General features: G+C 40.1%; 3 protein-coding genes. 1 reads left to right on the top strand and 2 read right to left on the bottom strand.

The genetic code is table 11. From position 1 onward, the window contains the following. Nucleotides 1–877: 877 nt before the first annotated feature. On the bottom strand, nt 878–1,447 hold the full coding sequence (locus AW732_RS00795; protein WP_216634401.1) for a hypothetical protein: 570 nt from the start codon (nt 1,445–1,447) through the stop codon (nt 878–880). Nucleotides 1,448–5,217: 3,770 nt separating this feature from the next. On the opposite strand from AW732_RS00795, the gene AW732_RS08490 reads away from it, so the two are divergent. Then, nucleotides 5,218–5,844 (top strand): hypothetical protein, encoded by a 627-nt coding sequence (locus AW732_RS08490; protein ID WP_156416043.1) that lies wholly within the window; start codon nt 5,218–5,220, stop codon nt 5,842–5,844. 1,498 nt (nt 5,845–7,342) lie between these two features. Here the strand turns inward: AW732_RS08490 and AW732_RS00820 are convergent. Continuing rightward, nucleotides 7,343–7,954, bottom strand: coding sequence for a hypothetical protein (locus AW732_RS00820; RefSeq protein ID WP_067957120.1), 612 nt, complete (start codon nt 7,952–7,954; stop codon nt 7,343–7,345). Nucleotides 7,955–15,744: the final 7,790 nt, after the last annotated feature.

The raw sequence follows: 15,744 nt of genomic DNA on the forward strand, positions 1-15,744 counted from the left end.
TATGTATTTTACATAGAGCGCTTGTACTAGCTGCTGGATTTTCGGTTTATGAATATCATTATCTATGGTTTTAATTACATTCCATTGTAGTAGTGTGGTTGTCATGACCGAGCACCCTTAATTCCTTATTTTGCCCTTGTTGTAATCGCTACATGTATGTGGGTGTCTGTATTGCAAGTTGTATCAACCCCTTACTTAATGGTGGTTGACTAGGACTGATTGTAGCACTGTTTTCATACTCTGTAACCTTCAAGTAATGCAGGTGTTAAGTCTCTATTCCTTTAATATTTATCGACTATGTAGGTTCATAATATTATTGGCAATACTTGTGTATTATGTGAAGTTGTTTTTAATTCCGTGATACAATGCTTGCTTACATAAAGTTTATAATGACACAAACAGGGTTAGAAAATTCAAAACAGAACATCGATCTTTAAATAATATATGTGGTTTTTGTGGTGATCCATTGGTATACTCCCTGATCGTATTAGTGGTGTCTAGTGCCTTGATACCACAATGTCATACTCATCAAAAAGCCAGGTGTGCATATCCAGATTGCCTTGTTTAGTGTATTCATAGTTCATAGAATGCTTAGTTATTGTTCAGGACAGTTTGATCATTCTGTTTTATTGTGTAACCATTACAGAGTTTGTACATATTATAATATTATGTGAAGTTACAATACAGCTAGTGTACAGAACTACAATACTTACATAACAACACAAGTACTTTACCACACACATTCGTTGTTAGCCAGAAAATGACAGTCACCTGGTAGGTGTCAAAGCAGTAATGATATCAGAGGCATACCTGTTAATTAATATGGAGTTAATAAAATATTCTCTCTGTTATGTAACTGTTTGTTGTTCACTCATGTCTAGACTGTACTCTCCAACCACGGTTTGTAGTCTGGTATTTCAACAGAAACTCTGAAGACTAGAGTGTTGTCTTTGAGATGCTGACGGTTAATGCTAGGCTGGTGACCAAGTTGTGTGTGATGTATAAAGTTTGAAAACCCCCATCCTGTGTTTCTAATTCCTGCCGCCGCTTCTCTGCGTGTTGAATAATCTAGGATCACTTTTCTATGGTTTCTGTCTTCCAGTTGGTTAAGTAACTCCACAGTAACTGACCCTCTGAATGGCCAGGTGAGGGAGTCATCGTTTCTCCCCTTCTGTAGATACACAAAGACAGAGATGTTGGTGTCATTGTCATCATCATGAGCATCATCTTCACCGGCAGCGTCAACTCTGATATTGAACCTGTAACCAGTTTGGCTCGAGTAAAATGGTGGGCTAAAAAAAGTTTTTTTCTGCTCTTTGTGTTCGTTAAACCGTTTGAATTTGAAGACAGTAGGTGAGTTGGGTTTCCTAGCTATTTTTGTCAGCTCAAGTACTTTCTCTTTCGTGATCTGAAGATGTAGCTGGTCATCTTCCTCGCGAGCCTTCATATCTTTCCTGATCACTCTCATTTCACACCCAAACTCAGTGAACTTGCATTGGACTTGTTGATATCCACAGACAGAGCGATGAGCAGCAACATCACAACGAAGAATTTTGTCTTTGCACTCAGCGTTTGGACATTGGACCTCGACCTTTAGGCAGTTGTCAAGGTGATTGGTTGTTCGTTCTTGGTATCGACCAATCTCGTCGCAGTGTGGACATTTGTACTGGCGTCTTGGACACTCCGTTATGTGACTGTCAAAATTTTTGCGCAAGAGTTTCTTTATCTCACACTCGTTAGGGCAGGGAACAATAATTGATATAACTCAGTTCGCCCACCCACTCACAGCCATTGATGAGGCTCTCACACCTAACCTTCAGGGCATTTACCTCTTGTGCACCTGTATATAATGTATTGTTTAATATAATTATACACTGTTCAAGATGAATAGTAACGAAACTTACTTTTGCGATCACTGAAGGTTTTCAGGTCCTGTCTACAGTGAGGACATTCACGGCTTGTCTTTCTGTGTTCAGTGATACAACTCAAACAGAACAGCTTCCCACATTCAGTATGCTGTTGAGGTTGCTTGACAACGGAGAGGCAGATTAGACAATTGAGACTATCTGGGGGCTCCTCCACAAATTTGTATTCATACCCCCCTCTAGTCTCTGTATTAGTAGCCATAATAATATTATGGTAGCTAGCTCTTAGTGATCTACTCTTGTTTTTGTTGTAGTCACCTCTTTATAAATATTATGCTGTTTACTGAGAATGATCAGGTTAGGAGGTGTGTCTTGTTTATAATAATAATATTCATAGCCTGGAATATTGGTTACTCAGAATTCAGTGTAGGGTTATGTGAGGTGATTATTCATGAAGTACATGTCCCACACATGTTGATTATGAATATTATTAGTATATCTTTGTAACTTAATCCATGATTACTCTCTGCTGTAAATTGCAGTTGCTGGTTTCCATGGATATCCTCCGAGGCTACAGCTGTGAGGTTTCCATCATCTTACTCACACTGAAGGAATGCCACACCTCCACTCTTGAGGATAATGAACTCTTGGTGAACTTTGTTACTAAGGTTTTATTGACGGCAATAAAGGTCGAGTCAAAGTTTCATTCTGAAATTAAAGCTATCCCCCGTCCAAAAGAGCAGAGATGTTCCAATTTGAAAGAGATACTTGGTAAGTGGAACTACTCAACGTCGATGCAGGTCGATGACTGTTTCCTCCAACCCCTGTATATAGTGTGTAGCTATTTATCATGCATTTTGTTCTGATATGAAATCGTCAGTCAAGAACACCTTCATGATATGCATGTGAAGTTGGAAGTTTTAATTGTGTTTTGTGAGCGTTACGGTGCTTGTTTATTTCATTTCTTTTGAAATAGCTGCCCCACTCATAATCCCAGAGATTTCTGAGCCATGTGACAGTCATGTGACACACAATGAAGACAACAGCGAGCCTGAAAGTGACAAAGTATCCCCCCTCATCCATAGTTTGCTCTCCTTAACTCTCCCGGACAGCAGTGAGTTAATGGAATGGATTCTTCATTTGAATCTTTTATTATGTGCTGCATATTACGCTCTCATACATGCAGCTCTAACGGTAAACGTTAATTGCAAGTCATAAAGATTGCACGACTGTAATGATTTTATATCTATATCTCTATGACAACCTTGCAGGTCCATTGGAGATGAAGTTCACAACCAACTTGATTCGTAAACTTCTACTGGTCTCTAATTCTGATGAGTCAGCAAGTTTTGTTCACCGCCACCTTGGGCCAGTCTTTGAGTCAGAGAGCAACCCAGTACTCGAAAAGAAGAAACAGTCGTTCCTTTCTCTCCTCTCAGGAGGTGTTAAAGGACAAGATAAAAGTTACACATTGGTTGTTGCCAATGAGGTCAAAGGTCGTATTTCAGAGAGGTTTGAAGTTCTCTGTGTTAGTGATGAAGAGTTTCACTGTTCTGTAAGAGCATTGTTGATGTTGCTATGGAGACTGTGGAAGTCTTGTCAGGTATGTAACTAATAGGACTTGATGTATGTATCAACAGTATGTACACAGTTTTTATTACTAGCCGTGTTTGCTGACATCAGCATAATTTCAGGATCCAAGCTCCCTGTAATTAATAGATTGTACCATGAGTATCTGTGTGTGTCCTTTATTTTTCTATTTGCAGGACTCAAGAGTAGGAACTGAGTATGATGTGACGTTCTTGTTTGATTTACTTTTCGAGGCATTAGCAAAAATGGCCACCTCCTCCAAACAATCTTCTTCTGTTGTGCATTCTACTTCGACCACTGAAGTTGAGTATAAGCTTATTTTGTGTGAAATATTTGAGAGTCGGTTAATTAGAGAGGCTTTTCTTCCAGTGAAAGAACCACCTTTTCCCGATGATTTTGATTTGTATTCATCATCTTCACGGAAACACAAACAAAAAAAAGACACCAAAAGCAAATTACCAAAGCAACGACGAAACACTGACTACACACTCCTTTTCAATGAAAAGGTCGGGGAACTCGTAAGGACTGGTGTCCGCCATTTTCCAGAGGTCAAGACATACGACAGTATCAAATTCATTGCTGAACAGTTGCTCCAATACTTATCATTCTTCTTTAAAAATGCTTGTCTTGAAGAGGAGATAATTGGTAATCAACTGTCACTGTGTTTGTGTGTATTCAACAGGGAACACACAGAACCCAATGTCCACTCTATCTTTACCTTGATAGTACATCTTGTCTTTTGTATTTGTGTACCCATAGTGACTGTAGAGTATCCACAGTCTGGTCATTTTCAAACCTTATTTGAGCTTAGGTTGGGTTCCATACCTAGGGTGGGAGAAATGCTTTGGTCGTAAGTGTATATAAGTGGGCCCTCAGGGTGTCTGGGAGCATTTCCAACCCTCTCTGAATTAATATACTGGTATGTCCACCAATATGATGAGTACCGATGATCAAGAACCTGATGGGTGTGGTCACCACGCCTACTGAAGACCTTGCTACTCTACTCTGATTGGTGATAATAGATATCCCCAAGTTAAGGCACACCGTCTCCATAGCAACCACTGCATGTACTGTGCTGTCTTTTTTTTTTCAATTGTGGATTGCAATACATCAACCATTACTAAATGTTCATGTGTACATGCGGTCATTAGTGAATATCTACTACTGTTTCATAGGTGGTCTTCTTGGTGATCATATGCATGACCTCTGTGACTGCATTGACAACCGAATGGCCAATAAGTTCATAGAGACACTTCTCCCAGATATAGTGTCGACTCAAGTCTGCATAGACCTTCTAGCAACCATTCTCGATGTTCTGATAGATCCAGCTCGTGCTAGACAAGCAGAAGATGACGATTATATGGATAGAGAGTGGCCAGTTGTTTGCTCCAACACTGCTAATGAAACTGGATTATGTGTCTCTAGGAAGGCTCTTGAAAATATTGTGGAGTTTGCCGTGAGATCTACAGGTGTTGAGCTGTATTCTGCTATCTACACAGTCTTGAAGGAGAGGCTTGATTCAACAACTGTAACTGGCACACAAGTGGCTGCCATGACTCAGGGCAGTTGTGATGCTGTCAGCACTGTTCGAGAGGAGAAGGATGTTTTTATGTCTAGCTTACACTCACTCTTCTCTACTCAGTTTACTGACTGCCATCAAAACTCATCCTCAAAACTCACACCTCCCCCAAATAACTACTCAGCTGTCGTAAAACCTGACCATCTAGATGCACACTGGTTAGTTAGTCGTCAAACTGTTATAATGTCCTGTTCGTTCATTTCTGACAAACTCAATGAAATTTTTACTCGATTACATGACAGTTGTACTCACAATTCTCGAGCTAAAGCTTTGCTTGAATCTTCACAAATGTCCTCTCAAAGTGCCGACCTTGTCTTCTGCAAGCCAAGCATTGTAACTCCTGCCCTTTCAGACAAATCAATGACTAAGCTTCTCAAACACTGTGTTCAGTTTCCTTCTCCCTTCTCTGCCAAAATAGCAGCTGTCTTGTTTGAAATGTCTACAGTTTCTTTTTTCAAAACCACACTTCTTAGTGAACTTTGCGAACATCTTGACTCCGTTCCAAAGATGAAAGATGAAAGACACCGCTCATTTTTAGAAAGTCAACAGCTGTATCGTCTCAAGGTACTGTCCTCATATCTTGACCATCTGATACGGAGAGGTAAGGACAAACCAGAGGCCATTGAGGAGAAAGAAGCAGTAAAGATATTTGGCAAACGAGTGTGGCCAGTCTGTTCAGAAGTTATCACAGACACAGCTTCGTATTGCCAAGATAATATTGTGAGTCAACCTCTTGTCTATAATAGACCTCATATTTTAAGGTGGATTCTCAGATACCAGCTTACTGTTTTTCTTGATGTTTCAATCTGAGTCTTTGTCGTTATAATTAATCAGAGAATTCCCATTACCTACTCCAGCTTGAAATGTATTTTCATAAAGACCTTGATGGTTGTAGTTGAGTGTACTAATGTACATAATATGTGCTATATAGTCAGCTGTTGTAGTTGAGTGTACTAATGTACTATAATATGTGCTATATAGGCAGCTGTTGTAGTAGTCATTGTCATGTAAACTGTATACTATAATATTTAAATTACAACACACAACTTTCCGTATATCAGGTCGTGTGTTCCACTATCCTGACCTCCCTCACTTCACTACTGCCTAAAGGTATGGGCATGTTCTGGTACGGATGTTAAAATAGTAATTAGCATACATACAGTTCTAATACACAGTGTGCTGTACTAATATGTTCTAATACACAGTGTGCTAAACTAGTATGTTCTAATACAAAGTGTGCTATACTAGTATGTTCTAATACACAGTGTGCTATACTAGTATGTTCTAATACACAGTGTGCTGTACTAGTATGTTCTAATACACAGTGTGCTGTACTAGTATGTTCTAATACACAGTGTGCTAAACTAGTATGTTCTAATACACAGTGTGCTAAACTAGTATGTTCTAATACACAGTGTGCTAAACTAGTATGTTCTAATACACAGTGTGCTGTACTAGTATGTTCTAATACACAGTGTGCTATACTAGTATGCTGTGTTTGTTATATTTGGTATACTGTTGTATTGTACCCTAATTATACATACATCACAACCAGGTGTGAGGAAGTTACAGAAGTTGTTGGGGAAGTGGAATAAGATTCCCACCTGCTGGACGAGGTAATTTGTGTATACACTAGTTAGTATACCAAGCTTGTTCTGTACTGAACGTTGAACTGTTCTTGTCCGATGCTGTTTTAACTTAATATACTCAAAACATAATTGATTAAATTTGCTCAAATGTTAAGTGCAAACTTTCTTGCTATTATTGTCCCAATAAGCACAATTGAGTGCTCAAACCCAAGTATACAGTGTTTCAACTATCTGACTTTTCAGTTTGTGCTGTTACATCTTGTAGGTACCAGCTCTCCTTGGCTCTCTCCTTCCAACAAGACTCCCTCACTGACCATTCTCTCTCCTCCCTTATCTTGAAGAGGATGTTACAGACATTAGAGGCATTGTTTCAAGAGAGCAGATGTGGTGATGAAGAAAAAATGAGCTTTTTGAAGAGTGCGGTCACAAGGAGATGTAACGACGAGAGAAAAAAGCTTTTAGGGAGTGCCATCGGCTTTATGAAGGTTAGTTTTCAATGTTTGCCTATTCTTGGAGATGTTAAGAAACTGTTGTCTGTTGTAGGTATTACAATGGTATTTTTGGTGTCCATGCATGACAGAAAATGATATAATTTAAAAAGCAACTTGTAAATTTCTTGTTTGGTGTTCATTATATAACATTGCTGTACATGTACTACAGAAATTGTAAAAAGTGTGTATAATGTTAGTTGTATAAAACCACACCCACTTGTGTGAATATCATATGTTCCTGACATAGTCATATTCGTTACCCTCACAATCATCTTCCTCACTGTCGGCCATTATTGTCAGAGGGGCCATGTGCATGTACTCATCGACTTCTTCATCATGATTGGACGCTGTATCTTCCCTGGTGGTAAGTTCCACTCCAGTGGTCGTCGCTATATAAGCCGAATTAGTCACTAGCGACTCCTTTTCCGTTGATGGTCTCTCGTGAGAGGTTGGATTCGTAGCTGCTAGTACTCTAACGCTGATGTAAGCTTCGTTGTCTTCCATGTCAACATCCAGTTTGCTTGTGAAATTTTTGCTCTTGTCCTCACGTGTGTCCATGTGTACTTCCTGTATGACATCATAGAGGTCATTATCTACTTCCTGCTCAGACACGTTTTCCTTTAATGATCTTTTCCTAATCGTCTTGCACCAAAGTAGCACGACTATGACTATGGTCACCATGGATATTAGCACAAGTGCACCAATCCCCCCTCCCACGCTAGCCCCTATAATTAACTCTGTGTCAGCTGGTCCTTCTTGGTCTGTTGTGGGTGTGGCAATGGGGGTTGTAGTCGTGGGAGTGGGAATGGCTGTAACGCTAGCCCCTATACTTAACTCCATGTCAACTGGTCCTCCTTGGCCTGTGGTAGGTATGACTGTGGGGATTATAGTTGTGGGAGTGGCTGTGGGTGTGGCTATGGGGATATTGGTCACACAGGATGAGGAGGCTACATAGCAATAACATTGGATATACTTATTAACTACATTACATTGTAATTATTACACCATGGTTTAACTTCAGCAGGATGGCAGAGCTAAATTTAGATGGCAAGGACCTTTGAACTGGTAGAGGATGTTGCTGGCTCCTACTTGGCTAATAAATACCTGTCTATCTGCCCAAACCTGTGCTCAAATAACTATAGTGAATTACTGATTTTTTAAATTCAATAGTATTATTGCTTGACTCACGTTCACAGAACCCAATAGCTATGATAGGTCCGTTAAATAAGGCTGTCCTCAGTGGTAATCCATCTTGGTTGGTGTGATCAATGTTAGGATTTGGACACAGGTTCCCCGTCCACGGACTGCTCAGCGTCGTGAGCCAGACGCTCTCGGTCGTGTACATTTCAGAATATAGGAGACCAACAGGATTAACTAGTGATCCTACTCCGTCATACGTGAGATGATAGCCCACCACATCACCTGGTTGGACTTGAATTTGTTGGTTATCGTTCACAACTTCTTGAAATAGTTCCCCGGACAGTTCTATATTTTGAAATGTATTGTTTCCAACGAGAGTGTAACATTCGTTTAAACCAAGTCTCCAGACTTGGAACTGTATGGAGTAAGTCTCAGACGCACCCCCAGGGCGCACGTATGTTGCCCACATGTTGATACGCCCACTACATTGGAACTGGTAGCTAGTGATCAGTGCTTGGATAGGCTCAATGGATATACGCATTTGGTAGTCATTACTAAAGGGTGGGAGTGGTCTCATACCGTTAGTTGCATTCAGACAGAACATGCTGTCTTGACCTGTATTGAATGTATTACATCTCATATCACACGTAATGATACCAACGCCAGTGTTGTGTTTAGTCGTACATGCGTGTACATTGATAGGTGTAGAAATTGATAGGCACCTTTAGTTGATCATTCTACAATAGAGGTATACTATGACAAAGTTAGTGCTGTCATGTGACATTCAGCCAATCACGTAGCTAGAAAGCGATTACATGTACATTGATAGGCACTTTTAGTTGATCATTCTACACTACAAGTATACTATGACAAAGTTAGAGTACAGGCGTATTCTAAGGAAAATTCTCAAACTGTTATTTGAGCACTGCATGCATGTTTGTAGACACTATGTCAAGGGTATACTTACCGGTAGCAATCAGTGGCACCATCAGAAGAACCAGTATACACAGCCTTTCTCTAATAGTCATCTTGAGTGTCTTACAAGAGTGTCGATCTGGCTTTGAAATATTTTTGCCTCAAAATGATTTTGTGTCAGTGTATTTGTTTTTGTGTTCAATGAAAACCTACATGTGTGTTTATTAAGTTTAAACATGGTGGCAACACACTGAAGTGATTGGTGATAAGTTCGGTTTGACATGCACAGAACCTTGATGTAATTTGTGAAAAGGAAGTTGCAGGCAATAATGATTCTAACATGACTATTTAAAGAAAGTTAAGTTCATTATAGAGCAAGGTTTCTGTGTTTTATGGGAAATTCCTAGCAGTTGTTTACGAAACATTAATCTAGTTAGAGTGCACACTCAGCTTGTTTTTACTGTTTGTCGTCTTGAAAATGTTCAGAAAAATTGACATTCGTTTAATTAGAACAGAAAAGGTGTGTGCATTAACTTTCTTGTAAGCTTAAGCTAAGATGATTTCATCAATTTCTTGTATTAATTCATATATGCAGCATTGCCTCTTGTCATCTGCGGTTGCCATGACATCGGACCTGCTAGCTACCGAGCTGGTGAAATTATTCCATACTGCACTGAAGTACGTTTGCTGGGTGTAAGTGTCGATCTGCCATTACGCAATAACCTTGCTTTGTAATTCAGTCTTAGACTAAGGCATGGCAGATTCATCATTAAAGCTGTTTTGGGGAGGGGTAATTCACAGAGATCAAAGCCTTCTGTACATTCCAGTGACCACATCAAAGGCATATATATATACCAAGGGAGTACCTGAAATCCTACCTCAAGTGTAGGGTACACATTGTTTAATTTTTCTTGTCCTCTATTCTCATAGACACTGCTTCTCTTCTCCGTTGGTTCTACGGTTGCTTGCTCATCTTGTTAAACTTGTTTACACATCTACTAGTGTATCAAGTGGGTGTGGTTTACAAGGATCTGTGACTGATCACACAGAGTTGTTGGAATCCCTGTATGAGAAGGTGTGGTCTCATTCCAAATTCCTTCCTGTCATGTGCTTATCACATGACCATGATGACGACGAATGTGCTGACTCAGATCAAAATGAGTTGAAAGGTACTATTGTTTGTCGTGTAGTAATACGAACTGTTTATTTGTAGTATTTGACATTACGAAGCGAAGTGCTCATGACTACATTGTGCAGTGGAGTCTCGAATGGAATCTCTTTTCAGAGATCCAGTCTGTGTTAGCATTGTAGATCAGTGTTTAGTAGAGGGAAGAGCATCTTTAGTTTGGTTGTAATTGTGTCATTTGTTCACAGTTTCCACTGTACCTAACAATAATATTGTGTGGAGCAAACTACTGCAGTACTGTACGTGTATAGTGTGTCAACTCTTCCTGTAGAATGTCTGATAGAGCTCCTTGTGTCCATGGTTGAACTGAGACCGTCCCTAGGCAACAGTTCTCATGTTCCTGTTCTACTCAATGCCTATTCTGCCACCAGGTGTATATCAGGTAACACTGTAGTCAGTCTTTCACGTTGTCCAGTTTCTTTATCTGTGTATGCAATTGTAGTGAATTTTAAAAAGGTTTTGACAAATTTGTCTTTGTCAGAGCTAACAGTTCAGTAGTCAAGTGTACTTTACCTCTTTTTCACACACACACACACTCGCACGCACGCACGCACACTAGATAGAGGTTTGCTCTATCTGTTATTCAAGTATGAAGTGGGTGGAGTCTCATTGAGAAGATACAGGTTGGGCACAATCTAATTATAACCCTACAACTCGACATCACCTTATCATTCTCTCGTTCTTTGTTACCAGACCATTCCTATGGGGACCAGCAGCAGTAGAACACTATAGACAGAGGCAGGAAGTAGGATGGTTACTATGGAAACAGCCTGGAATGCAAGAAGTGATTAGTCAGCTGAAACGAGACATGCTATTGGAATCAACTAAACACTTTCCTATCAACACTACTCTAAATGTGAGTAACCTCGTTATAACCTTTGCATGTTGGATTATGTGTTTTGTTTGTCGTTTGTTTCAGCCGGAGAATCCATTCTCAGAGGTAGACTCTAGTAGTAGGTGTGGCTCCAATGGAGGGGCGGAACTGTACGACCCTTGCTTCCTTCTCCCACTGCTAACTCAGCAACTTGACCCTAGTAAGTAGATACATGAGGACTGTCCATCACTCCCGGCCTGTAGGCAACATTGATCCTATCAAAAGCCCACTCCTTGACAATTAATGCTCATTTGACGTATACAGGTTGTGTCGTTGACTGTCGGCAGTTTGTTGACTCTGGTTGCCTTGGTTACCTGATTGTATCATTGAGCTCTACTGTAGAGGGGGTACGATCTGCAGGTGGGTGTGGTCTGTCACTCTTCTGCACACACTTGGAAGGAAGTCGATTCAGAGAGAAAGCTCAGGTAGCTAGTATGTGTACTATGGGCTGAGTTCAGGAGGTGTATTTAACTTATCGTTGAGCATGCACACACACACACACACATAGGTATCTCTTCTCCTTGAAGTGTTGAAGAACACAATCAAAGAGAAAGATTGTAGACTTCCGTCCATTTTCACTGCATTTGCTGCTAAAACTGCTTCACTTTTGCTCCATGCTGGTACGTGTTCAACACTACTCCATCATACTGTGTCTTGTGATACATGGATAATTGTCAGCAATGTTTAGCTTACCAAAGGTCCAGGCTGGATTTAATTGTTCCTGTATTTTCATGTGCTTATAGTATCAAAGTTTCTTTAATCTAAGTTGGTTTAAATGATCTGGTTATAATATTAGAGATCAGTTAGCATGTCTATTCATGAACGTATGCTTCTTGTTTTGTAGAGAGTCCACTATATGCTGTAGTCAGTCATTTTCTTGTTTACAAGCCGATGCTGGACCTGGAAGAGATACCTCTATTTGCTACCATGATACATAGCTCTAGTGTTGAGGTGAGTACTTCATGTTCATTGTGATTGCATTGGTCAAACAGTCTTATTGTGTCAAAAGTGTCTGTTGTGGATTGCAATACACACACACACACACACACACACACACACACACACACACACACAGCACAGTAAAGAGCGAGTGTGGATGCTGCAGCTGCTTATAAATGGTCTTCGTTGCAAAGAAGACTACTACCTGTATCGTAGGAAGAGAGTATTCGACCACCTCTTAGCCCTTTGTGAGACTGGGATGATTGGAAAGAGATGTCAGGTGAGTGATTGTTCTTCCATCAATGATGTAATAGCTAATTCCACATGATATGGGAAGTGCAGGATGGAGCTAGCCTGCAAAGCTTGAATGTGTAATTATTTACTGCTCTGTGTTCTCTCCCATGTGCAGTCCCTAATACTTGAGCTGGTCTATAGGGGTGCAACTATACCCGAAGTTGCCGTAGACCTGGTAGTCAACAAGGGGTTAATGACATCATTAGAACATGTGTGCAGTATTGTTAGAACTCGTTAGTTGCTTTGTACTATAACTACATATACATGATTACATTATTATACTTTTCAAGATTTTGATGGTTCAGTTGTTTCATGTTAAAACTCGGAACCTTTTCTTGTTTTATCTCGGCTACATGTATATATGAAAAGTCTAGTCATACATATCAATACGAAGTGCATTATTATTATACACAAGTGTAGAGATCTATGGACCAAATGAAATGGTGTTGTATGGAGCATGACAGATCCCCCCATCCACTGAACGCTTACAGCACCTCCATTAGGTAGACTGTCCCACATCGGATATTGAGCTGAAGACGTATAAGTACCCAGACCACACCAGTACAAAACAACACACCCTCTCATGGAGGGCAGTCATAATGACCAGTGCAACCTGGGTGCCCCAAGAGGACCTGTCACCTGCCACTGAGCACCAGATACTGGTGATAGCGTGGCCGCTGTGGTAACAAGCCTCTAGGAGCGGGTTTCTGTCAGTGAACAGTAGGCATACGCCAGGCTGCACGCTGGACGAAGGAAGCGAAGTAAGCGTCAGTGTGTGGGGGGACCTTGCACAACTGCACACGACACCATCTCTCTTGGCTCCATGGAGTTGTGAGAGAAAGCGCCGGAGACTCGAATGTTGGAACAGATGAGACTGAACTTTCTTACCAAGTCCGCGGTTTTTATAGAGTTCTCAATAATTGTTCTATTTTTAGTCACAATGACCTAATGTTTACGTCAGGATGACCACAGCATTATTGTGCGTATGTGCAGGTCAGCAGAAATGCACTAAATGTACATGTATATTGTGTTAGAGTAGATCTAGTTTATTGAAAATGATGGTACTAACCGTTTTTGATAAACAATCAGCAGTGACTATAATAATTTATACATGTGAAAATAATACAGATTAGTCTGATTTTGTCTTTCCATTGTCTGTTGATTTACATGTAGGACAGGGAATTCCAAGAAACTTTGATATCTCTTCCTCCACCTTCTTATGTTCTGTGTGTGTGTGTGTGGTGTGGGGGGGGGGGGGGGGGGTGAACGAAAATGCTATCAACATAAAGGGTAGTATGTAGTAGACGTACGTCTTGTCTCCTAGGGTGCATTGGGCAGTAAGAGAGAGGGTCAAACCGGACAAGAACAGCAGAAGAACCTAGAACACAAAGGTACATGATGAACATAACAATAACATGCTGCATAAACAACTAGAATAATAACACAATGCACGATAGCGTTAACGCTATTACCATAGATTAGTCCGTGGTACCCCCATAATCACATTATTTTCTGTCTACTGTTATTTAAGTACAACCAAGAGAAGTAGTTATATCATTACACACACACACACACACACACACACACACACACCGTGAATCCTGTTCCTCCTAGTGGCATCTTCTGTTCCTCCACTGATACAGCTACTATTTCACTCAATTCTGATACAACTGCATTAGAAGTATATACATACACTCAGTACTAAAAATAATTGTTAGCTTACAGAGATTGTTGAAATTGGACCTTCCCAACTGAAGTTATGGCTAATCAAAATACTCACTCTTTCTTCTATAGCCTAACAAATGCTTCTCCAGAAACCTTGCATTCATGAGAGACACTGTTCCTTTGTCTTTATCAAATACCACCTCCTAAATAGTTAGAGGTAACATGTCTGTTTAACAAACATGTTGACACACTACCATACCAAATAAAGTCAACAAAGTCAGTTTATTTGGCAAAAACTCATCAAACATAACTCATATAAGGCAGTGTATGTGTGTGTCTATATACTTGGACTCAATAAACACTGTATTAGATTACTGAATAAATTATTAGAATCTTACAATGACAGAGCAATGATCAATATTGAGAATAATCACTACACAATGCATTACTGATATCCAATTATGCCATACCTCCCTACCTCATATTTTTCAGTGGCGATGTAGCAAAAGTAGACTCCTAAAGCATAGCAAATTATCCCTAGATACCAGATCTCTGCATACACATACATGACGGTATAGAACATTAATACACACACACAATTTGTACAACAGTAGCATACAAAATTTAGTGCTATGCTTAGGCCTATGCCATTCGCTATTCACGTCTGTTCGATGTATTATCCGCTGTAATATTAGATGGATCACCTGATACAGGGCCATCGACTTACCAGCTTGTGTTGATATGTAGTGTGTCAGAGCAAAAAGAACTGTAGAACAGAAAAAATATTGAGGTTGCATGACCACAAAGTTTAAATTTTGCATGGCAATCGAGATTCTCACCAGTAAATAGCACTAGAGAACGCCATGTTGGACTCCTCTTATAATGCAGTACTGTAGTGTCGTGTTGAACCTTATGGAGATAGTAGGACGAACGAAACACTCTTGTAAGTATAGCACTCATCGCTCCAGTGTCAAGGTTTGCTGTTTGGTAAAGGTCGTCAGAGCCTAAGCTCGTGGAATACAATAATTCTTTTATTTTTTTACTGTATCGATTAATACCATATGTGAAGCGCATGTTATATTAGGTGCAGCAATAAATATAATACAATTCATGTACATGTTGATACTAGCTCATTGAAATAGGTAGTTCCTTTTCTTCCCTAATTTCAGTTTGTTCAGTCTTGTTAGTTCGGACTAGTAAATGTGATCCATTATCCGTACAGCTGTCTTTGTGCTTGTCCATGTGACGACTAGTGAACCTATGTCCTGTATAATAGCAACAACAAATGATGTAATAGTTTAGAAGTCACATACGGGGTACCCAGGGCTGCACTTCGGGGAAAGGTGGGTAGGGCCGGGACAAAAGTTACCCTCTTGATGACCTCTCATCCCCTGACAATATAGAATGTTTTTGATCCACTTGGAAGTTTGTGTGTACAGCAATGGTTCCCTTCATTAACGAAACCAATTTCGTAGATGATATCAAGTGATAAACATTTTCTGTGGTGATTGTAATTAAGCCTATAAGTACACATGTACAATGAATCACAATCATACCTGCGCAGTCCAATCTTTCTGTTCTACACTTCACTCTGCAGCATACTTTACACATAGCATG

The sequence above is a fragment of the Nitrosopumilus sp. Nsub genome (assembly GCF_001541925.1).
Classification (GTDB): domain Archaea; phylum Thermoproteota; class Nitrososphaeria; order Nitrososphaerales; family Nitrosopumilaceae; genus Nitrosopumilus.